Source organism: Curvibacter microcysteis, assembly GCF_028649455.1.
In the GTDB taxonomy this organism is placed as follows: Bacteria; Pseudomonadota; Gammaproteobacteria; order Burkholderiales; family Burkholderiaceae_C; genus Curvibacter; species Curvibacter microcysteis.
In genome coordinates, this window is the sequence record NZ_JAQSIO010000004.1 from 570,721 (window position 1) to 592,158 (window position 21,438).

Genomic DNA, 21,438 nt, shown 5'->3' on the forward strand with positions numbered 1-21,438 from the left:
TTTAGTTAAACCTCTGGAGACCCCCATGAAACTGTTCCGTCGCAGCCTGCTGGCCGCCCTCTCCCTCGCCGCCTTGGCCAGCACGGGCGCCGCCATCGCTCAAGACTTCAAGCCCCGCCTGATCCGTTTTGGCTACGGCCTCAACGAGCAAAGCAACCAAGGCCGTGCGGCCAAGGTGTTTGCGGAAGCCGTCGAAAAGGCCTCGGGTGGCAAGATGAAGATCCGCGCCATCGGCGCCGCCGCCCTGGGCCCAGACACCCAGATGCAACAAGCCCTGATCGGTGGCGCGCAGGAAATGATGGTGGGCTCCACCGCCACCCTGGTCGGCATCACCGCCGAAATGGCTTTGTGGGACACCCCTTTCCTGTTCAACAACACCCGCGAAGCCGATGCCGTGCTCGATGGCCCGATCGGCCAGAAGGTGCTGGACAAGCTGCAGGACAAGGGCTTGGTCGGTCTGGTCTATTGGGAAAACGGCTTCCGCAATCTGACCAATAGCAAGCGCCCCGTGGGCAAGTTGGAAGACCTCAACGGCATCAAGCTGCGCGTGATGCAGAACAACGTCTACCTGGACAGCTTCAAAACCCTGGGCGCCAATGCTGTGCCCCTGCCCTTCTCCGAGCTGTTCAGCGCCATGGAAACCAACACCGTGGACGGTCAGGAAAACCCGTACAACACCATCCTGTCGAGCAAGTTCTACGAGGTGCAGAAGTTCTTGAGCGTGACCAACCACGTCTACAGCCCCTGGGTGCTGCTGGTCAGCAAAAAGTGGTGGGACGGCCTGAACGCGGCCGAGAAGAAGGTGTTGCAAGACGCCGCCCGCGCCAGCCGCGACTTCGAGCGCAAAGACACGCGTGAGGAAGCCACCCGTGCCCTGGCGGATCTGAAGGCCAAGGGCATGCAGATCAATGAGCTGTCGCCTGCTGAGTCGGCCCGCATGCGAGACAAATTGACCAAGGTCAACGCCAGCATCGCCACCCAGGTCGGCATGGACCTGTGGCGCGATACCCAGGCTGAACTGGCCAAGCTGCGCGGCCAAAAGTAAGCACGCGTCCAAATCACGGTCAATTGACCTGCCATGACCGGGCCCGCATTGCGCGGCCCGGTTTTTTTGTGCTCAACGGCTTTCAGCGTCCACCCGATATGCCGCTAACATGTGCTGACAGTTGGCGCATCAGACCGCCCGACCCCGGTTGACATGCCCTCGCCTTCACCGCAAACCTGCTGGAGTTTCCATGGCTGCTCGTTCCATGAATCGCCGTTTGGCTCAGGCCTTGACCGCACTCAGTTTGCTGGCACCCGCCACTTTTGGCTGGGCACAAAGCCCCCCCGCTGAGCCCAACACCTACCGTTTCTCTCCGGTCAACCAGTACGGCATCAACCTCACCGCCGCCTATTGGAACCCGATCATCGCGTACGTCAGTGAGAAGAGCGGCATCAAGCTCCAGCTCAAAATCGGGCGTACGTCGGCCGACACCACGGCCTATGTGCTGGCGCAAGAAGTGGAGTTTGTGTTCTCCAACCACCTCTTCAGCCCGGAGCGCGAAAAGCTGGGCTGGAAGGTCTTCGGCCGCCGACTCACCCCCCCGCTGCACGCTCAGATCGTGGTACCAGCGGACTCCCCCATCACGGAGCTGGCCCAACTGCAAGGCAAAGACATTGCCTTTCCCGGCCCGGAAGCCCTGGTGGCTTACAAGTTTCCGACCGCCCACCTGATGTCCAAGAAGATCGAGGTGAAATCGGTGTTTGGCGGCAACATGGACGCGGCCTTCGTGCAGCTCGGCAGTGGCAAAGTGGTCGCCGTGGGCACCAACTCCCAGCTGGCCGAAGGCTATGCCCGGCGCGAAAACAAGAAACTCCGCGTGCTGTGGTCCTCCCCGCCGCTGTACGACCTGGCGCTGATGTCAGCCGCAGGCGTGCCTGACAAGGTCACCAAGGCGGTCGCTCAAGCCTTTTTGGGCATGCACCAGGACCCCAAAGGACGAGACATTTTGCAAAAAGCGTCGGAACAAGTCGGCCTGACCGCCGAGGCTTATTTCATCCAGTCGGACGGCAGCGAATACGGTACCTACCGCGATTTTTACCGCAACGCGCCAGCCTCTCTCCGTTGAGCCCAATTGATCATCGCCAGACTTCTTGAACGAATGCTCCCCGGCTCTTTGGTCGGGCGGGTGTTCGCGCTCTACACCGTGACCTTGCTGGGCTTTGTGCTCGGCGGCTTGGGGCTTTTCTACTACTACCAACTCAACGTGGTGTTAGAAGACGAGCAGTTGCGCGGGGATGCCTTGGGCTCGATCATCGCGCCCATCATCTCGGACAGCGTGGTGATCGGCGACTACGACACGGTGCGCCAAGCCCTGTCGCGTACGGTCGACCACTCGGTGCTCAAGGCCGCCAGCTTCATTGATCGCAACGGGGGCGTGGTCAAGGCCTTGAGCCCCCCGCCCACCAGCACCGAGCCACCGGAGTGGCTGATGAATGCTGTCGACAGCAAGCTCTATGACGTGAACCTGCCCATCAACGTGGGCGGCCAGGATTACGGTGTGCTGCGCCTTAACTTTGACGCACGGGACATCGCTGGGCGCTTGTGGAGCCAGATCCGTCTGGCCCTGCTGCTGGGCGGCCTGGGCATTGGGGGCGGGCTGATGCTGATTCTGTTCCCCCTGGTGCGCTGGCTGGGCGGCCTGAACCGGGTGCAAGCCTTTGAGAAAGCCATGACCAGCGGAGAGGTGTCCGCCGAGATCCTGGTGGCCGACCAAGCCCCCACGGAGTTCCGACAGACCTTTGAAGTGCTGGGACGCGCGGCGGCCCACCTGCAATCGCAACGCCACCAAGCGGCGGTCACCCTGGGGGCCATCGCGGACGCGGTGCTGACCCTGGACGCCCAGGGTGTGGTCATCCTGGCCAACCCGGCGGCTTGCGAGTTGCTGGGCCTGGAGCCTGAACAGGTGCAGGGGCAATTAGCCTCGCGCCTGATGCCCCAGGTGATTCCGGCCACCATCACGCTGCAAGCCTGGCGGGGGCGCCGCCGCACGGTGCGCAACAGTGCAGGCCATGAGTTGGTCATCGACACCACCTTGTCGGCCATCCTCTCGCCCGAGGGCGACACCGTGGGCTACGTGCTGGCCTGCCGTGACATGAGCGAGCAACATGAACTGGACATGCGCCTGCGGGCCGAGCTCAAGTCACGCGCCTCTGCGCTGATTTCCATGCGCAAGGTGCTGGAAGAGTTCACGCAAGACATCGCCACGCCGGTACCCAGTGCCAGCGACGACCTGGAAGCCATTTCCGGCATGATCTCGACCCTGGTGCAAAAGCTGCAGGCGCGCGGCGAACAGCTGAACGCCATCTTTGAGCTGAGTCCGGATGGTTTTGTGTCTTTTGATGCCGAGCGCCGCGCCAACTACGTGAGCTCCGCGTTCACCCAGCTGACCGGTCTGAGCGTGGAGCAGCTGATTGGCCAACCCGAGGCCCAGGTCGAACGACTGCTGCACCAACAAGCCAACAGCGCCACCCGCTGGCGCAGCTTTGAGTCCATCCTGCGCGACTTGCCGACCGATGGCGCGGCCGACGCCCCCCGGCGCACCATCATCGAGCTGGCCCGTCCCGCCCGGCGCATCCTGCAACTGGGCCTGAGAGAGAGCCAGTCGAGTGTGATCTCGCAAGTGCTGTCCCTGCGCGACGTGACGCACGAGACCGAAGTCGATCAGATGAAGAGCGAGTTCCTGTCCACAGCGGCCCACGAACTGCGCACCCCCATGACCAGCATCTATGGGTTTTCCGAGTTGCTGCAGTTCCCCAAGCTCAAACCCGACCAACGCGAGGACCTGGTCAAGACCATTCACCGCCAGTCTGAGCTGATGATTTCCATCATCAACGAGCTGCTGGACCTGGCCCGCATCGAGGCCCGGCGTGGCAAGGACTTTGAAATCGAGACCTTGGACTTGGTGCACCTGGCCGAGTCCCTGCTGCATGACTTCAACCCACCCAAGCAACGGCCGCCACCTGCGTTTGACCGGGGCCCTGGCATGGCCCTGGTGCAGGTGGACCGCAAAAAAATGGCCCAAGCGATTGGCAACGTGCTGTCCAACGCCTACAAATACTCCCCGCAAGGCGGTGCGGTCCAGGTACGCATCGTCAGCGACCAGAGAGACGGGCACGCCATCGTGGGCTTTGAGATCCGCGACCAAGGCATCGGCATGACGCCCGAGCAACTGAGCCGCGTCAGTGAACGGTTTTACCGCGCCGACACCTCTGGCACCATCCCGGGAACCGGGTTGGGCATGAGCATCGTGAAAGAAATCATGGAACTCCAAGGGGGACAATTGCACATTGACAGCGAGCACGGTGTGGGCAGCGTGGTCACGCTTTGGCTGCCTGAAGTGACCCCCAGCAGTGAGCACAGCGGCTGGCAAAACCTGACCTGATTCGGGGTGAGCCGGCCTGCCCTCCGGGCCGCAGCCCTGAAGGCAAATTGCACTGGCTCAGCGGCGAGGTCCTGCCTCTGGGCGGGCCTGACGAGCCCCTAAACTGCGCCATCGCTATTGACAGGGGCCACACACCATGTCTCACACACTCAAACCCCACGTGCCCGAGGTGACGGACCCGGTGGTCAACGCCCTGATCCAGTACAACCAGGGGCGCGATCCTGAGCGCTTGGCCCTCAAGTACGCCAAGATGCGTCAAAGCCCCTTTGTTTTCCTGCGGGGCGCCTGTCACCTGTTCTACCCCAACCTGCCCGCCACCCCCAGCCTGATTTCAGCGCCATTGGCCTGGGCCTGCGGGGACCTTCACTTCGAGAACTTCGGCAGCTACAAGGGTGACGATCGGCAGGCCTATTTCGACATCAACGACTTCGACGAAGCCGCCCTCGCCCCCTGCACCTGGGACTTGCTGCGGCTGCTCACCAGCCTGCAATGCGGTGCCGACGAACTCAAAGCCAGCCCAGCCCAGGCGCGCGAACTGAGTCAGCACTGCGTGCAGGCTTACCGCGAAGCCCTGCTCCAGGGCAAGCCCCTGTGGGTGCAGGGCAGCACCGCCACAGGTTTGGTGGCCGAGCTGTTCACCCGCCTGCAAACCCGGCACCGGGTGGACTTTTTGAACAGCCGCACCGTCCTGCAAGCCGGTCAACGTCAACTGCGGGCCGACGGTCAAAAAGCGCTGCCGGCCAGTGAAGCGCAACGCGAACGTGTGACCGCCTTCATCCATCAGTACGCACAACAGCAAACCCTGCGCCCAGCCGGGTACTTCAAAGTCAAAGATGTGGCGCGGCGCATTGCGGGCACAGGCAGTCTGGGCTTGCCACGCTACGTGGTCCTGGTGGAAGGAAAAGGGGGACCGGATGGCCATCTGCTGCTGGACCTGAAAGCCGCCCAGAGCAGTTCACTGGCACCCGTGCTGGCGACCCAAGGGGTCAGGCAGCCCACATGGATGGATGAGGCCCACCGCATCGTCGGTGTGCAGCAGCGGGTGCAAGCGGTCAACCACGCCTTCCTGGATGCCGTGCACTTTGACGGTCAAGCCTGCGTCTTGCGCGGCCTGCAACCCAGCGAAGATCGGGTCAGTGTAGGCAAAGGCCAACAGGCCAAAGAACACCTGCCCGCCCTGGCCCAGACCCTGGGCCACTTGCTGGCCTGGGACCAGTTGAGGGCGGCCGGGCGCAGTGGATCGGCCAATGCGGACGCCTTGATTCACTTCGCAGAAAAGACCCAATGGGTGGACGGCCTGCTGGAAGCAGCCCAACACATGGTGCAGACCACACAGGACCAGTGGAAGGCGTTTGTGAGTTCGCCGCTGGGGTTGGCAGGCACCACCTGAGCGAGCCTTGCCACGGCCCCACTGCAGGCCGTCGTGCCCACCCCATTGCGCTGGGGTGAGTCGCCTTACTTCTTCGCGTCAGCTTCGCACTTCTTGACGAAGGACGCCTTGGCCGCACCCGCCAACGGCTTGCCCTCTTTGCTGACCGCCTTGGCCTCACAGCTGGGCGCAGCGCCTGCGCCCTCCGCCTCGCACTTTTTCATGAACGAAGTCTTGGCTGCACCGGCCAGGGGCTTGCCGTTCTTTCCCACCGCCTTGGATTCGCAATCCGATGCCTGGGCCAAGCCAGCGCTGGCGGCCAAAAAACCAGAGATCAGGACGAGCATGAATTTGGACATATGAAGAACTCCAAAAAATGAGGGAATGAACTGAAATACGCTCAAACAATAGCACTGCAGCAGACGTATTTCCGTTGATCCGATCAAAATTACACATGCTTGGAGAACTGGGTCACGCCTGTGGCGACATCCCTGGCACCGCCCCGCTGCTCGAAGCTCACGCCGGGGCAGCAGGCGCCGAGGCGACACACCGTTAAAATGCGGCCATGAAGCAGCCTGCTCCCCGGACTGCGCGGTCGCAAACCGAGCCTCAGCGGGATCAGATGCGCAAGCCTCCAACGCGTCACAGCCCCCGCGCTGAACCCAAACACACACCATGGATTACCCAGGAAATCTGTTTGTCGTGGCCGCCCCCAGCGGCGCCGGCAAGTCCAGCCTTGTCAAAGCACTGCTGGAGCTCGACTCCCGCGTGCAGCCCTCTGTCTCGCACACCACCCGGCCGCCGCGTGGCCAAGAGAAGCATGGCCGCGAGTACTTTTTCGTCTCGCAGCCCGAGTTCGACGCCATGGTCGCAGGCCAGGCCTTTGTCGAATGGGCCCATGTGCATGGCAACCGCTACGGCACCTCGCGCAAGGCGATTGAAGAGCGCATTGCCGAAGGCGCCGATGTGATCCTCGAGATCGACTTCCAAGGCGCGATCCAGGTCAAGGAAATCTTTGCCAACGCCATCCTGATCTTCATCCTGCCGCCGAGCTGGGAAGAGCTGCGCTCGCGCCTTGAACGCCGCGGCGAAGACAGCGCGGAGGTGATCGATCTGCGCCTGAAAAACGCCGCTGAGGAGATGGCCCAGGCCCGCAAATTCGACTTCGTTATAATCAACGAGTTGTTTGAGCGCGCGCTTTTCGACTTGAAAGCCGTGGTCCACGCCCAACGCCTCAAATATGCTGCCCAGCGACGCGCCCGGGCAGACACTTTCCATTCACTGAACATCGACTAGCCCCGCGGAGAATTCTGATGGCACGCATTACCGTTGAAGATTGCCTGGTCAATATCCCGAACCGCTTCCAGCTGGTTCTGGCGGCCACCTACCGCGCCCGCATGTTGAGCCAGGGCCACTCGCCCAAGATCGAGAGCAAGAACAAGCCCGCCGTGACCGCCCTGCGCGAGATCGCTGAAGGCAAGATCGGCATCGAAATGCTCAAAAAGGTTCCCTGAACCCCGGCCGAATGGGCCCGAAAAAGCACCGCCTGCGCGCGGTGCTTTTTTTTTCTCTGTCTGCCACGCCCTTCAAGAACGCTACATTACAAGCATGACTGCGGTGCTGCCTACACCTTCCCCTGCCAAGCCCCCGAAAAACGCACCTGCTGTGACCCCCAAGGGCACAGCAGCGGCGGCCAACGCGGCTGCCGCCAGCTTTGCCGCCTTGACCGACGCCCTGGACTACCTGGGCCCGGCCGGTATCGAGCAAGTGCGCCAGGCCTATCGCTTTGCCGATGAGGCCCACCTGGGCCAGTTGCGCAACAGTGGCGAGCCCTACATCACCCACCCGATCGCGGTGGCCGCCCAATGCGCGGTCTGGAAGCTCGATGCCCAGGCCTTGATGGCCGCCTTGCTGCACGATGCCCTGGAAGACTGCGGCGTCACCAAGTCCGAACTGATGGACCGATTCGGCCTTCAGGTGGCCGAGCTGGTGGACGGGCTGACCAAACTCGACAAGCTCGAGTTCAACACCCGCGAGGAGAACCAGGCGGAATCCTTCCGCAAGATGCTGCTGGCCATGGCGCGCGATGTGCGCGTCATCCTGATCAAGCTGGCCGATCGCACGCACAACATGCGCACGATGTCGGACATGCCCAAAAGCAAGTGGGGCCGCATCGCCTCCGAGACGCTGGACATCTATGCCCCCATCGCGCACCGCCTGGGTCTGAACCAGACCTACCGCGAACTGCAGGACCTGTCCTTCCGCCATCTGCACCCCTGGCGCCACGCCATCCTGTCCAAGGCGGTGGCCAAGGCGCGCAGCCGGCGCCGCGACCTGGTGCAAAAAGTCCAGGTTGATGTGGACGCGGCCTTTGCCAAACTGGGCATGCGCATCCGCATCGCCGGGCGTGAAAAAACCCTGTTCTCCATCTACCGCAAGATGGACGACAAACACCTGAGCTTTGCCCAGGTGACCGACATCTACGGCTTTCGCATCATCGTGCCTGGCATCACGGACTGCTACACCGCGCTGGGTGTGTTGCACCAGATGTACAAGCCGGTGCCTGGCAAGTTCAAGGACCACATCGCCATCGCCAAGGTCAATGGCTACCAGTCGCTGCACACCACCCTGGTGGGTCCCTCGGGCATCAACATCGAGTTCCAGATGCGCACCGAGGACATGCACATGGTGGCCGAGTCAGGCGTGGCCGCCCACTGGCTGTACAAGGCCAGCGACCATGATGGTGACCCGTCTGAGCGCCTGGGCACAAAATGGCTGCAGTCGCTGCTCGACATCCAGAACGAAACCCGAGACGCCGCCGAATTCTGGGACCACGTCAAGGTCGACCTGTTCCCGGACGCGGTCTACGTGTTCACGCCGAAAAGCCAGATCATGGCGCTGCCGCGCGGCGCCACCGTGGTCGACTTCGCCTACGCCATCCACAGCAACATCGGCGACCGCACCGTGGCGGGCAAGATCAATGGCGAACAGGTGCCTTTGCGCACCGAGCTCAAGAACGGGGACGTGATCGAAGTCATCACCGCCCCGGTGTCCTCACCCAACCCGGCGTGGCTGGGTTTTGTTCGCACTGGCCGCGCCCGCTCCAAGATCCGCCACTACCTCAAGACGCTGGCACTCACCGAGTCCGAAGACCTGGGCGAGAAGCTGCTCACCCAGGCCCTGCGGGCCGAGGGGCTTGAGAAGTTGCCCGAATCGCGCGACCCGGCCTTCCCCGGCATCTGGGAAAAGCTGCTGCGCTTCACCGGCAACAAGACGCGCAGCGAGCTGATGACCGACATTGGCCTGGGCAAACGCATCGCCAGCATGGTGGCCAAGCGACTGACCGTGTTGATGACCGAAGGCGGCGAAAAACGCGACGCCCTGCTGCTCACCCGCGAGCGCTACACCTCGCACGAAAAGTTGTCGCAAGGTGCCGTGCTGCTCGATGGCAGCGAGAACGCATCCGTGAAGTACGCGCCCTGCTGCCGCCCCATTCCAGGCGACGCCATCGTCGGCTACCTGGGCCGGGGCGAAGGCTTGGTGGTGCACACGGCCGACTGCGGCACGGCCAAGCGCTTGCAGTACAAGGATGCCGAACGCTTCATCGCGGTGGACTGGGCCGACGAGCCCGTGCGCGCTTTCGAGACCGGGCTGGTGGTGACCGTCACCAACCGAAAGGGCGTGCTGGCCCGAGTCGCCGCCGAACTGGCCAGCTCCGAAGTCGACATCACCCATGTGGACATGGGCGATGAGGGCCCAGCTGACACGGCCGACTTGCGCTTTCTGGTCTCAGTTCAGGACGCCACCCACCTGGATGCGGCGCTGCGCCATTTGGCACGCACGCCCACCGTGCTGCGCGCGGCGCGCATCAAACCGGCGGGCTGAGCACCGCGTTGACCCGTCCCGCCAGCACGCCGACGGTCACACCGCAGTGGTGCTCGGGGCCGGGTAGCGGACCTGCAAAATCTCAATGTCGACAGGCCCTGAGGGGGTGATGAGTTTGACCACATCCCCCTCGCGCGCCTTCAGCAGGGCCCGCGCCACGGGCGACACCCAGCTGACCTGTTGCTGGGCGCTGTCGGCCTCATCGATGCCCAAGATGGTGACCGTGCGCTGCTGCCCTTGTTCGTCCTCGTATGTCACGGTGGCACCAAAGAACACCCGATCATTGCCGTGGTGCACGCTGGGATCGGTGACCTCGGCGATTTCCAGACGCTTGGTCAAAAATCGGATGCGACGATCGATCTCACGCAGGCGCTTCTTGCCATACAGGTAGTCCCCGTTTTCCGAACGATCGCCATTGCTGGCCGCCCAGTGCACGATGTCCACGATCTTGGGCCGCTCCACATCGATCAATCCCAGCAGTTCATCGCGCAAACGCTGGTAGCCCTGCCCCGTGATGTAGTTGCGTGCGCCTGCCGGCAAGGGTGGCAGAGCCAGGTCCTCGTCATCGTCCGAGTCGGTTTCGCGTGTGAACGCCTTGCTCATCCCATTCGTCTCCTGTGGCCTGATGACCACCTCCGGGGCGATTGTAGGGGCCCTCACCGGGTCCACAGCCGGGTCCACAGGGCTTCTGGACGGCCCCGGCCAGCGACTGAGTCCCCTCGCTTTGATCGCACAATCAAAACAGTCCCGCCAGGCCCACCTCACGGAGGCAAGGTGTGAGACAGGCCCAATGGATGCACCGCTCGCTGGGGTTCGTCCACTGAATGTCGTCCCCATCACGGAGAAACGCAGCATGTTCGAATCGGCAGAAATTGGTCATCGGGTCAGCAAAGCGGCATTCCGCGAAGCTGTTCCCGAATTGCGCACCGCCTTGCTTCAAGCTCAGGCCGAGTTGTTCGAAAAAAAGCCCTTCCCCGTGCTGCTGATCATCAGCGGACAAGACGGCGCCGGTAAGGGCGAGACCATCAACACGCTTTACGAGTGGATGGATCCTCGATTCGTCTCGACCCTTGCCTTCGCCCAACCCACGCAGGAGGAGCGACTCCACCCCCCCATGTGGCGCTATTGGCGCTCGCTCCCCCCCAAGGGTCGGGTCGGGATTTTTGCCGGGTCGTGGTATTCCGAGCCGATCCGTCAACACATCGCAGGCGAAATCACACAAGCGCAACTGGAGGCCCGGGCCACCCAGATCAACCGGTTCGAGGGCATGCTCGCACAAGAGGGCACGCTGATTCTGAAGTTCTGGTTCCACCTCTCCAAGGACGCGCAGCGCGAGCGCCTGAAAGAGCTGGAGAAGGATCCGCGTACCGCCTGGCGTGTCACCTCCTGGAACTGGGACCGCGTCAAAACCTACGACCAGTTGCAGCAAACAGCCGAACCCTTGCTACGCACCACCAGCACGCCTTGGGCGCCATGGACCATTCTGGAGGCCACAGACGACCGTTATCGGTCTTTGGCAGTCGGGCAAATGCTGCTCAAGGCCCTGCGCGAACGGCTGGATCAAGCCGTGGTGCCGCCCATTCCGCGCGCAGCCCCTGCGCCCCGCGTGGACGCCGACGGGCGCAACATCCTCAGCTCCCTCGACCTGAGCCAGCAACTGCCCCAGAAGTCCTACAAGACGGAACTGGCCCATTGGCAGAGCCGCCTGGCTGGGCTGGTGCGTGACCCACGTTTTCAAAACCGCGCCCTGGTCTGTGCCTTTGAAGGCGCCGATGCCGCGGGCAAAGGCGGCGCCATCCGCCGCATCTGCGCCGCCCTCGACGCCCGCCAATACCAAGTGATTCCGATCGCGGCCCCGAGTGAAGAAGAACGCCAGCAACCCTATCTCTGGCGTTTCTGGCGTCACCTGCCCAGGCGCGGCACGGTCAGCATCTTTGACCGCACCTGGTATGGCCGGGTGCTGGTGGAGCGCATCGAGGGCTTTTGCGAACCCAAGGATTGGCAAAGGGCCTATGCCGAGATCAACGACTTCGAACACGGTATGACCGATGTGGGCATCGTCGTGGTCAAGTTCTGGGTCCAAATCAGCCAAGAGGAACAACTCCGACGCTTCAAGGAACGCGAAAGCATCCCTTTCAAGCGCTACAAGCTGACCGACGAAGACTGGCGCAACCGAGACAAGTGGGACAGCTACCAACACGCCGTCTGCGACATGGTCGAGCGCACCAGCACCGGCAACGCTCCCTGGACGCTGATCGAGGGCAATGACAAGAAACACGCCCGGGTGAAAATCCTGCGCACGGTTTGCGAACAGCTCGAACGGGCGCTCAATGAGGCACAGCCTCCCGCCCTGCAAGCCCCTAACGCCCCCTCAGCCTCCGTGCTCAAAGCCCAGAAGTCCGATAAATCCAAGAAGGCCAGAAACGAGAAAGGCTGAACATCGGAAGGTGGCGCTGCAAAACAGGGCCGCCTTCAGCAGTGTTGCCTCTCACACCTCCGCTGAAGCATCTGACGCCACTTGTCGGGACCCCTGCAACGCCGACATCAGCAAGGTGAACAACATGCTGCCACTCAGCCCCGTGCAGAACATGCCCGAAAACGCAATCATCAAGGGCAAGGCTTGCTGCCACTGCTCATAGCGGGTCTCGCCATACAGTCCCAAGGTCGAATAGGCGAGGCCCGCAAAATACACCGAAGACAGGAAGCCGCGGTAGTAGTGACTCATCCAGACGAACAGCGCCCAACTTTGAATCTCAATGAAGTGCAGGAACAAGATGAGCATGATGACCAGCACAAACATCAGCTTGAGACGAAAGGGATGCTGAAGGTTGAGGAGCTTTTTGTTCTTGAACAAGCGCAACACCAGCGAGAGCAATAGAAAGCCATGGGTCGCAATCACCAACACCATGAACCCAAAGGCGTAGAGGAACATCAAATAGCCCTCTTGGGTGGGGCTCAGTCCGTGCGGGATCAGATTCACCGGCCAATGCGTGCTGGCCATCACACATCCTTCTTTCGTGCACCGGCGTGCTTGCGCATCAACGCTTGCTGGGCCGATGGGTACACGCCTTTGACGGCTTGGTAACGGCCATCTGGGCCTTGCGCCCAGGCGTCCTCTCCATCCAGCAAATACGGTGTCAGCACCTCGTCGTAAACCCGCTGACGCAGCACGGGATCCAGCAGGGGCCAGGCCAACTCCACCCGCCGGTCCAGATTGCGGGCCATGCCATCCGCACTGCTGAGGTAGGTCCACACCTGCTCGCCGGCCACCATGTGGTAGACCCGCGAATGCTCGAGAAAGCGCCCGATGATGGAGCGCACGCGGACCCGCTCCGTGAGCTCAGGCAGCCCCGGCGGCAACAAGCACGCACCGCGCACGATCAGGTCCACCTGCGCGCCGGCCTGGGCCGCGTCGACCAGCGCCGCGATCAGCCCCTCATCGGTCAAGGCGTTGAGCTTGAGCAGCACCCGCGCTTCACGCCCACGCCGGGCCTGGGCACTGACCTCGACCAAGTGACTCAACAATGTCTGGCGCAAGTGCTGCGGCGCATTGACCAAGTGCTTGAGCGCTGGCGCATCCTGGTGCTGACGCAAGGCCACAAACATGGCTTGGATATCGGCACAAAATTCGGGATGGCTGGTGAGGAAGCCCAGATCGGTATAGGACCGCGTCGTGCTCACGTTGTAGTTGCCCGTCGAGATGTGGGCATAGTGGCGCCACTGCTTTTTCTCGCGGCGCGTGATCAACAGCATCTTGCAGTGTGTCTTCATGCCGGGCAAGCCATACAACACCTGCCCGCCCAGTTTCTCCAGTTGCTCGGCCCAGGCGATGTTGACCGCCTCGTCGAACCGAGCCATGAGCTCGAACACCACCGTCACTTCCTTGCCTCGGCGTGCCGCCTTGCACAACAAGTCCATGACCTCTGAATGGAGACCTGCACGGTAAATGGTCTGCTGAATTTGCAACACATGCTTGTCGTCCGCCGCCTCGCGCAGCAGTTGAAGCACGGGCTCAAAAGACTCATATGGATGGTGCAACAGCACATCACGCCGGGCCAATTGCGACCACATGGACTCCTTGCGCTGCAGCGCCGGCGTCCAACCCGGCTCGTAGGGCTTGAACCGGTGTTTGCCAGGCTCGGCCAAATCAAGCACTTGCTGCAAACGCACCAAATTGAGCGGCGCATCCATTCGGTACAAGGCACAGGCAGGCAGCTCGAACTGTTGCAGCAGCAGGCGTGCCAGGGCCCGTGAGCATTGGGCGTTGACCTCCAGTCGCACCGGCATGCCAAATTGCCGGGTATGCAGCTGAGAGTTCAGCGCCTGGCGCAGATCGGTCTGGTCATCGTCTCGGACCCACAGATCAGAGTCCCGGGTCAGCCGAAACTGGGCACAGTCCAACACATGGTGCTCTGGCAGCAGGATCGACAGGTTGGAGCGCAGCACGCTCGACAAGAGTACGAAGACCTGCCGCCCCTGACTCACCTTGGCGGGCAGTCGGATCACACGAGGCAAGGCGCGGGGAATTTTGATCACCGCCAGCACCGATTCGACTGGCACAGCCCCTTTCTTCTTGGGCTGCAATCGAAGAATGAAGTTCAGCGATTTGTTGGCCACCTTGGGAAAGGGATGGCGCGGGTCAATGAGGGTCGCCGACAGCAGCGGTTTGACCTCTTTCACAAAGTACTGGCGAACCCAGTCTTGCTGGGCAGCATCTCGGTCCACATGGCCCAAGATGGCGATTTTTTGATCGCCCAGGGCAGCACGCAACTCTTCGGTGTAAACACGGCACTGGGCTTGCAAAAGCTCCCGCACGGCGCCACCAATGCGTTGCAGCTCCAGCTTCAGGCGAGCCGCCTCCCCACTGCCTGGCAATGCGTCACGCAAGGCTGCCATGTGAGGCGCCATGCGGACCTCAAAAAATTCGTCCAGGTTGGCCGACACAATGGTGAGGTAGCGCAGGCGCTCCAACACAGGGATATTGGCCAGGGCCGCCTGAGCCAACACCCGGCGGTTGAACTCCAAAATCGCCAGCTCGCGGTTCAGTAGCAGCACGGGCTGGGCTGTCCTGGGTCCGATGGGCCCCGAGGCTCGCGAGGTCAAAGAGCTGCTCATGCCGCGGCACCAGCGTTCGCGCTGCCCATGCTTTTTTCGGCTTGCAGCACCCCTTGGTGAACGGTGAGTTCAGACAGGTGTTCATCAGGAATGCCGAACAAATGAACCGTTTCCAGAACCTGAATCACACGCGTGCTCAAGCGCACGAAAATCAGGCGGATCTCCTGCTCCTGCAGGGACTGAACCAACTCCCGCAAGCTCTCCACAGCGCCTCCATCGAGATCCGGACTGCGCTCCAGGCTCAGCACCAGGACCTGAGGCGGTATGGGCGCAGATTCGATGCGCTGGCGAATGGCATGGCAAAGGCTTTCGGCGTTGGCAAAGGTGAAGCCTTCATCGGGGCGCAGCACCATGACCCCCGGGACACCTTGGGCCTCAGGACAGGCGTCCCGATCCACCCACACCGTGTCTTGGCCCAACCGTCCCAGTTCCTGTACAGCCCCTTTTCCCAGTTGCAATAGAGCCATGATGAAGCTCATGCCGATGCCAAGGATCAGGCCATCCAACACCCCAAAAAAGATGGCGCCCAAGGCCGCAGCGACCGCGCTGAGGCGGCTGCGGTGCAGGCCAAAATAGATTTTGAGGGGTCCCCATCCGAGGCTCTTCCACATCGAAAAAATCACAATAGCCGCCAACACCGGCTCTGGTGTCAAGGCCAGGTAGGGCAATGAAGTCCCCACCAGAATCAGCAGCGCCACCAACGCAACCCACGTGGTCGCCTTGCCTTGAGCGCCGTACACCACACTGGCAGAAGTTTGTGAAAAACCGGCACCCACCGGCAAGCCGTTGAACAAGCCAGAGGTCAGATTGCTCAAGCCCAGGGCCCACAGGTCGCGGTTGGCGTCGACGGGGTCTTTCTTGATCAAAGAGTAGGTCCGGATCGAGGTGCAGGATTCACCGTAAACCATCAGCATGACGGCCATGGCCATCTCGGCCAATTGCTGCCACTGCGCCTGACTCAAGGAGGGCAGTTGAGGCCGCTGCAGAGTCAATTGAATCGCCCCCACTTCGGCCACCCCCAAGGCGTTCAAACCCAGCATTCGATTGGCCACAATGCCCAACACAATGACGGCAAATGCCATGGGCAATTTTTGATAGATCCCCCCCAGACACAGCAAGCCAAGCGCCGTCAGACCCACCATAAGACTCCATGGATGCCATTGGTCGACATGGGTCACCAGCTCCCAAGCCGTGGGCAAGGCACCTGAGGCCTGGGCCGAATAGCCCACCAGGGTCGGCACCTGTTTGATGCAGATGACCCAGGCCAAGCCCAAAGAAAACCCACGCAGCACCGGCCGAGCGATGAAGTCGGAGATGCGCCCCAAGCGCAACAAGCCCGCCAACATGAACATCAATCCGGTCAGCACGACCAAGGCGGTGGACAAACCCATTTGCAACAGGGCATTGCCCCCGGCCATGGAGGCTGTCGCAGCCGCCATCACCGTGGCCGACGACGATGTCGGGGCCACCACCGCGAACCGGCTGCGTCCCACCAGGCCGTAGCACAACAAGCCCAGTGCCGACGCGATCAAACCCGCTTGGGGGGGCAGTTGTCCCAGGCGCGCATAAGCAATGCTGGACGAGGCCAGCAGCCCCGCCAGGGACAAGCCAGCAACCATGTCCATCCAAGGCAGATCCGAGCCGGCCCGGCTTTTCAGGGAGGCAGAGTTCATGGTGATCGGGCCCGCTCAAGCCTTCTTCTGACGCGTCGCCTTGGCCTTGATCTCCGCTTCGTGGTACCTCGCCCGCACGGCGTTCAGATCGGCGGCTGGCGAGGGGTACTGTGGGTTCATGTCCTTGAGCGTGTCACGGATGATCTGTGCCACCAGCAAATTGCGGGAGATCTTGTCGTCCGCCGGCACCACGAACCAGGGCGCATGCGACGTGCTGGTCCGGTCCAGGGTTTCCTGGAAAGCTTCGATGTACTTGTCCCAATATTCGCGCTCGTTGTAATCGGCTTCGGTGATCTTCCAGTTCTTGCTCTCGTCAGTCAGCCGGTCTTTGAAGCGCGCGAGTTGCACATCCGGACTCATGTGCAGGTAAAACTTGATGACGCGGGTGTTGCACTCTTGCGCCAATAGGTTTTCGAACTGGTTGATGAGTTCAAAGCGCTTCTTCCAGACCGCCTTGGGAACCAGCTCATGCACGCGGGCCACCAGAACATCCTCATAGTGCGAGCGGTTGAAGATGGTGAACTCACCCCGAGCCGGTGTGCGCAGATGCACGCGCCACAGGAAGTCACGCTCCTTTTCATTCGAACTCGGTTGTTTGAAGCTGACCGTGGTCACCCCCTGAGGGCTCACTTCATCGAGGACATGTCGAATGACCCCGTCCTTGCCGGCCGCATCCAACGCCTGAAAAACCACCAGCAGCGACTGCTTTTTTTCGGCGTACAAGGTCCACTGCAGCTCCCCGATCTCACTGGCCACCTTGGCCAGGAGCTTCTTGTTGTGGGCAGGATCCTTGGCCAGTTCATGATCCAGTGTCGGCAAATCGGAGAGCTTGCTCACGTTGCCCGGATTGAACATGTACTTTTTGGCGGTTTTCATCAGGTCTCCTTCATTAAATTCACAGCGAAAAACGCTGCCATTGATTGCGCAAGCCCCACTGCACAACCAGGGTTTCAAGGCCATCACGCCAGCGCCGTGCTTCGAACGAACAGACGCAGAACGGGAGCGGGGTCGACAAGGAGGTGCGCGGGATCAGCCGCCAGAGTCCGTGGTCGACTTGCGAAAGCGAACCAGCGATACAAAAAAGAGCACCGCCGTGATGGCCGTGATGGAGAGGAATTGCGGCCATATCGTGCTCATGCCGGCATTGCGCAGCAAGGTGGCTTGAGCCGCAGAGACAAAGTGCGTGGTGGGTGCGACCAGCATGATGTACTGCAGCACCTCGGGCATGCTTTCACGCGGCGTAGCGCCACCTGACAACATTTGCAGCGGCAACAACACCAGCACCATGAGAATCGCAAACTGCGGCATGGAGCGTGACAGCGTGGCCAAGAAAATGCCCAACGCCGTGGTGGAGAGCAAAAACACCACCGTGCAGCCCATGAACAACATCAGCGAGTGCGTCGTGATCGGCACTTGCAATCCAAATTGGATAACGCCCACCACGCCGCCCAAGGTGGCCAAGAACACCACCAAGCCCATGGACAGGACTTTGGACAGCATGATTTCGCTGGGGGCCACCGGCATGGCCAGGATGTGCTCCATGGTGCCTTCTTCACGCTCGCGCAACACGGCCGCACCGACCAAGATGATCGACAGCATGGTGATGTTGTTGACCACCTCATTGATGGCCGAGAACCACGCCGCCACCAAATTGGGGTTGTAGCGAATGCGCATGTCCAGGTCCACCGGTTGGGGCAAGTCCGTGCGCTGGCGGCTGAGGAACTGGTTCACCTCGGTGCTGATGATTTGACTGATGTACCCGTTGCCGGTGAAGGCCTGGCTCATTTGGGTGGCGTCTACATTCAACTGAATCTGTGGGGAGCGCCCTGCCAGCAGGTCGCGCTGAAAGTTCGGCGGGATGTCCACGCCAAAGGTATAGGTGCCATGGTCCATCCCCTCGTCCATGGCTTTGGACGTCGTCAAGGTTGGCGGCATGAAATAAGGCATCTGGAAAGCAGACAGGAGCTGGGCCGAAAAGGGCGAGTTGTCCTCGTCGACCACCGCGATGGCCGCCTTGGCGATGCTGTCTGGTACGGCCGTGGCCGCCACGTAGAGGTCCAGGCTGAAGGAGTAGAGGATCAGCATCAGCATCATGGGATTGCGCAGGAGACTCCACATCTCTTTCACGCCCAGGCGATAGATGTTTTTCAAATTGGGCATCAACGCTCCTGTTTCTTCAGCAAATAGACCGCCAGTCCCAGAATGACGGGCACAGACGCCAGCAGCGACAGCAAGGACGAGCTCAATTCGGCGACGCCAAGACCTTTGCTGAACACGCCACGACTGATCGTGAGAAAGTGCGCTGATGGGTAAATCAGACCAATGAAGTGGCCCGAACCGCTGAGCGAAGAGACAGGGTTGAGCAAACCAGAGAACTGGATGGCGGGCACCAAGGTCACGATGATGGTGATGAAGACCGCCGCCACCTGGCTTTTCATGAAGGACGAGGCCAACAAGCCAATGCCCGTCGAAGCAATCGAATAAATCACCGCCGCCAAAGCCAGCGTGAGCACATCCCCGGTCACGTCGACCTGAAAGATGACCAGGGCCATGATCAGCATCAAACCGAAGTTGAACAGCGCCAACACCACATAGGGCGTTTGTTTGCCGAGCAGAAATTCCGCCTTGCTGACCGGGGTGACGTAGAGGTTGAGAATCGAGCCCATCTCTTTTTCACGCACCACCGACAAGGCCGTCAACATGGCTGGAATCATCAGCAGCAAGATCGGAATCACCGCTGGCACCATGGCAGGCAGGCTCAGCACGTTGGGGTTGTAGCGGTAGCGCGATTCAATATCGACCGGCAAATTCAGGCCTTTGCCCATTTTTCGGACGAACTGCTGCCCCAGCCACTGGAGGTGCATGGCCTGGATATAGCCTTGGATGGTGGCGGCGCGCGTTGGCATGGCGCCGTCGACCCACACCCCCACATGGGCGATGTTGCGCTTGCCGACATCGATCGCGAAGTCGCTTGGGATTTCAACCACCATGGACAGTTCGCCACTGGCCATGCGGCGGTCGAGGTCGGCATAGTCGCGGATCGGCGCCTGTTGCACGAAGTAGCTGGAGCCGGCGATGTTGTTGGCGTAATCGTGGCTGAGATGACTCTGGTCCCGGTCCCAGACCGCGTAACGCAGGTTGTCCACGTCCAGCGTGATGCCGTAGCCCATCACCAGCATCAAAAAGGTGGTCCCCAGCAATGCCAGGGTGGCCCGGACAGGGTCGCGCACCAATTGCAAGGTCTCCAGCAGGCAGTAGCTCCAGGCACGGCCCACGCTGAAGCCGCGCGGCTGTTCAGGCAGTGTTGACGCCTCGACCGGGGCGCTGGCTGTGGCCTGCTCAGACGCAGGCGCTGGTTTGGGGTCTTGGCCGGGTTTGCTGACGGTTTGCCCCGTGGCACGCTCCAGGTAGTACAGGAAGGCGTTTTCCATCGATGTGGCATGGCAGCTCTGGATCACGTTGTCCGGTGAGTCCGTGATGACCACCTGGCCCGCATTCATCAGCGAGATGCGGTCGCACATCTGGGCCTCGTTCATGAAGTGGGTGGTGATGAAGATCGTCACCCCACTCTCACGCGACAGCTTGATCAGCGATTGCCAAAACACATTGCGGGCCACGGGGTCCACACCCGAGGTGGGCTCGTCCAGGATCAGCAGCTTGGGTTGGTGGATCACGGCGGCTGCCAAGGACAGGCGTTGGCGCATGCCCAAGGGCAACTCGGCAGGCATGCTGTGGCGGATGCCCGCCAGGTCGAAATCCCGAATGGAGTCCTCAATGCGCTGTGGTAATTGGTCTTCAGGAATGCCGTAGAGCCGCCCCTGCAAAGCCAGGTTCTGTGTGACGCTCAGCTCCGAGTAGAGCGAGAACCCCTGCGACATGTAGCCCAGGTTGCGGCGCGTCGCCAAGTCGTCCGCGTTGACCTTTTCACCAAACAAAAACGCTTCGCCAGACGAGGGCGTGAGCAGCCCCGTGAGCATCTTCATGGTCGTGCTTTTGCCGCAACCATTGGAGCCCAGGAAACCAAAGATCTCCCCCTGCTGGATCTTGAAGTTGACGGAGTTGACGGCGATGAAGTCGCCAAACTGCATGGTCAGGTTCTGCGCCTCGATCGCCAGCGTGGGGTGTGCGATCAAGTTCAGCGGGGGGATGTGAATTTCCTTGAACTGCTGGCTGTCCGCTGGCGGAAGCAACGCCACGAACGCATCGTCCAAAGTGTGTGTCTGGGTATGCGCCTTCAGCTCTTGGGGCGTCCCCGTCCCCAAAATCTTGCCCGCGTTCATGGCCACCAGCCAGTCGAAACGGTCCGCCTCTTCCATGTACGAGGTGGCCACGACCACGCTCATGGTGGGCCGCTGCACCCGAATGCTGGCAATCAAGTCCCAAAACTGGGCGCGCGACAACGGGTCCACCCCCGTGGTGGGCTCATCCAGAATGAGCAAATCAGGGTCGTGGATCAAAGAACAGCACAACCCAACTTTTTGCTTCATGCCGCCCGAGAGCTTGCCGATGGGGCGATTCAGAAACGGGTGCAGTCCGGTGCTGAGCGTCAGCTCGTCAATTCGCTTGCGGCGATCGCCCTCGGTCTGATTGAAGAGCCGCCCGAAAAATTGAAGGTTCTCTTCGATGGACAGCGTCGGGTAGAGGTTCTTGCCCAGGCCCTGTGGCATGTAGGCGATGCGGGGGCAGGACTGTTCGCGGTGCTCGCGAGAGGCCATGTTGCCGCCCAACACCCACGCCTCCCCCTTTTGCAAATGCTTGGAGCCAGCCAGCAAGGACAATAGGCTGGATTTACCCACCCCATCGGGACCGATCAAGCCGATCATCCGACCCCGCGGGATGTCCAGATGGATGTTGTCGATGGCAATGACCTCACCGTACTGGTGACTCAGCCCTTTGACCTGCGCGACATAGGCGCTGGAGTCCAGTGCAGGGTCGGCAGCAGGGGCCGCCGTTGTGAACCGGGTCACTG

Annotated in this window: 16 protein-coding genes; 8 read left to right on the plus strand and 8 right to left on the minus strand. The window is 61.4% G+C overall.

Going from position 1 to position 21,438, the window contains the following annotated elements; genetic code table 11:
• Positions 1-25 precede the first annotated feature (25 nt).
• From PSQ39_RS14095 to PSQ39_RS14110, 4 genes are all read left to right on the plus strand, one after another.
• A complete protein-coding gene (locus tag PSQ39_RS14095; RefSeq protein WP_273927446.1) occupies positions 26-1,045 on the plus strand; it encodes a TRAP transporter substrate-binding protein in 1,020 nt (339 codons plus the stop codon).
• Between the two features lie 190 nt (positions 1,046-1,235).
• Positions 1,236-2,111 carry a phosphate/phosphite/phosphonate ABC transporter substrate-binding protein gene (locus PSQ39_RS14100; protein ID WP_273927447.1) on the plus strand — a complete coding sequence of 292 codons (876 nt, stop codon included), beginning with the start codon at positions 1,236-1,238 and terminating at the stop codon, positions 2,109-2,111.
• Between the two features lie 33 nt (positions 2,112-2,144).
• Entirely contained in the window at positions 2,145-4,427 is a 2,283-nt protein-coding gene (locus PSQ39_RS14105; RefSeq protein ID WP_273927448.1) for a PAS domain-containing sensor histidine kinase, read from the plus strand.
• Between the two features lie 136 nt (positions 4,428-4,563).
• Positions 4,564-5,817 (plus strand): DUF2252 domain-containing protein, encoded by a 1,254-nt coding sequence (locus PSQ39_RS14110; RefSeq protein ID WP_273927449.1) that lies wholly within the window; start codon positions 4,564-4,566, stop codon positions 5,815-5,817.
• Between the two features lie 65 nt (positions 5,818-5,882).
• Here PSQ39_RS14110 and PSQ39_RS14115 read toward each other — a convergent pair whose 3' ends face one another.
• Entirely contained in the window at positions 5,883-6,200 is a 318-nt protein-coding gene (locus PSQ39_RS14115; protein ID WP_409242033.1) for a hypothetical protein, read from the minus strand.
• Positions 6,201-6,471: 271 nt separating this feature from the next.
• Here PSQ39_RS14115 and gmk point away from each other — a divergent pair, with 271 nt between their 5' ends.
• The 3 genes from gmk (at position 6,472) to PSQ39_RS14130 (ending at position 9,681) form a co-directional block, all read left to right on the plus strand.
• A complete protein-coding gene (gene gmk / locus PSQ39_RS14120) occupies positions 6,472-7,092 on the plus strand; it encodes a guanylate kinase (protein ID WP_273927450.1) in 621 nt (206 codons plus the stop codon).
• Positions 7,093-7,109: 17 nt separating this feature from the next.
• Positions 7,110-7,310: a DNA-directed RNA polymerase subunit omega gene (gene rpoZ / locus PSQ39_RS14125; RefSeq protein WP_273927451.1), complete on the plus strand. Its 201-nt coding sequence runs from the start codon at positions 7,110-7,112 to the stop codon at positions 7,308-7,310.
• Between the two features lie 94 nt (positions 7,311-7,404).
• The gene (locus PSQ39_RS14130) at positions 7,405-9,681 is read left to right on the plus strand and encodes a RelA/SpoT family protein (protein WP_273927452.1); all 2,277 of its coding nucleotides are present in this window, start codon (positions 7,405-7,407) and stop codon (positions 9,679-9,681) included.
• 36 nt (positions 9,682-9,717) lie between these two features.
• On the opposite strand, the gene greB is transcribed toward PSQ39_RS14130, so the two are convergent.
• Positions 9,718-10,284 carry a transcription elongation factor GreB gene (gene greB / locus PSQ39_RS14135; RefSeq protein ID WP_273927453.1) on the minus strand — a complete coding sequence of 189 codons (567 nt, stop codon included), beginning with the start codon at positions 10,282-10,284 and terminating at the stop codon, positions 9,718-9,720.
• A 22-nt stretch (positions 10,285-10,306) separates the two neighbouring features.
• On the opposite strand from greB, the gene pap reads away from it, so the two are divergent.
• On the plus strand, positions 10,307-12,118 hold the full coding sequence (gene pap, locus PSQ39_RS14140; protein ID WP_273927454.1) for a polyphosphate:AMP phosphotransferase: 1,812 nt from the start codon (positions 10,307-10,309) through the stop codon (positions 12,116-12,118).
• 51 nt (positions 12,119-12,169) lie between these two features.
• On the opposite strand, the gene PSQ39_RS14145 is transcribed toward pap, so the two are convergent.
• From PSQ39_RS14145 to rbbA, 6 genes are all read right to left on the minus strand, one after another.
• The gene (locus tag PSQ39_RS14145; protein ID WP_273927455.1) at positions 12,170-12,682 is read right to left on the minus strand and encodes a hypothetical protein; all 513 of its coding nucleotides are present in this window, start codon (positions 12,680-12,682) and stop codon (positions 12,170-12,172) included.
• Positions 12,682-14,736 (minus strand): polyphosphate kinase 1, encoded by a 2,055-nt coding sequence (ppk1, locus tag PSQ39_RS14150; protein WP_273927456.1) that lies wholly within the window; start codon positions 14,734-14,736, stop codon positions 12,682-12,684. Before ppk1 ends, PSQ39_RS14145 begins: the two co-directional genes overlap by 1 nt.
• A gap of 56 nt (positions 14,737-14,792) precedes the next feature.
• On the minus strand, positions 14,793-16,469 hold the full coding sequence (locus PSQ39_RS14155; protein ID WP_273927457.1) for a SulP family inorganic anion transporter: 1,677 nt from the start codon (positions 16,467-16,469) through the stop codon (positions 14,793-14,795).
• A 15-nt stretch (positions 16,470-16,484) separates the two neighbouring features.
• Complete coding sequence (locus PSQ39_RS14160) at positions 16,485-17,345, minus strand: PPK2 family polyphosphate kinase (protein WP_273927458.1); 861 nt, start codon at positions 17,343-17,345, stop codon at positions 16,485-16,487.
• 153 nt (positions 17,346-17,498) lie between these two features.
• Positions 17,499-18,629, minus strand: coding sequence for an ABC transporter permease (locus tag PSQ39_RS14165; protein WP_273927459.1), 1,131 nt, complete (start codon positions 18,627-18,629; stop codon positions 17,499-17,501).
• A complete protein-coding gene (gene rbbA, locus PSQ39_RS14170; protein WP_273927460.1) occupies positions 18,629-21,436 on the minus strand; it encodes a ribosome-associated ATPase/putative transporter RbbA in 2,808 nt (935 codons plus the stop codon). The genes PSQ39_RS14165 and rbbA overlap by 1 nt, the downstream gene beginning before the upstream one ends.
• Between the last annotated feature and the right edge of the window lie 2 nt (positions 21,437-21,438).

What these genes read in the sequence shown, in the direction of transcription:
- PSQ39_RS14095 (WP_273927446.1), top strand. Translation starts at nt 26, where the DNA reads ATGAAACTGTTCCGTCGCAGCCTGCTGGCCGCCCTCTCCCTCGCCGCC.
- rpoZ (WP_273927451.1), top strand. Translation starts at nt 7,110, where the DNA reads ATGGCACGCATTACCGTTGAAGATTGCCTGGTCAATATCCCGAACCGC.
- gmk (WP_273927450.1), top strand. Translation starts at nt 6,472, where the DNA reads ATGGATTACCCAGGAAATCTGTTTGTCGTGGCCGCCCCCAGCGGCGCC.
- PSQ39_RS14145 (WP_273927455.1), bottom strand. Translation starts at nt 12,682, where the DNA reads ATGGCCAGCACGCATTGGCCGGTGAATCTGATCCCGCACGGACTGAGC.
- PSQ39_RS14165 (WP_273927459.1), bottom strand. Translation starts at nt 18,629, where the DNA reads ATGCCCAATTTGAAAAACATCTATCGCCTGGGCGTGAAAGAGATGTGG.
- pap (WP_273927454.1), top strand. Translation starts at nt 10,307, where the DNA reads ATGACCACCTCCGGGGCGATTGTAGGGGCCCTCACCGGGTCCACAGCC.
- PSQ39_RS14160 (WP_273927458.1), bottom strand. Translation starts at nt 17,345, where the DNA reads ATGAAAACCGCCAAAAAGTACATGTTCAATCCGGGCAACGTGAGCAAG.
- PSQ39_RS14110 (WP_273927449.1), top strand. Translation starts at nt 4,564, where the DNA reads ATGTCTCACACACTCAAACCCCACGTGCCCGAGGTGACGGACCCGGTG.
- greB (WP_273927453.1), bottom strand. Translation starts at nt 10,284, where the DNA reads ATGAGCAAGGCGTTCACACGCGAAACCGACTCGGACGATGACGAGGAC.
- PSQ39_RS14105 (WP_273927448.1), top strand. Translation starts at nt 2,145, where the DNA reads ATGCTCCCCGGCTCTTTGGTCGGGCGGGTGTTCGCGCTCTACACCGTG.
- PSQ39_RS14100 (WP_273927447.1), top strand. Translation starts at nt 1,236, where the DNA reads ATGGCTGCTCGTTCCATGAATCGCCGTTTGGCTCAGGCCTTGACCGCA.
- PSQ39_RS14130 (WP_273927452.1), top strand. Translation starts at nt 7,405, where the DNA reads ATGACTGCGGTGCTGCCTACACCTTCCCCTGCCAAGCCCCCGAAAAAC.
- PSQ39_RS14155 (WP_273927457.1), bottom strand. Translation starts at nt 16,469, where the DNA reads ATGAACTCTGCCTCCCTGAAAAGCCGGGCCGGCTCGGATCTGCCTTGG.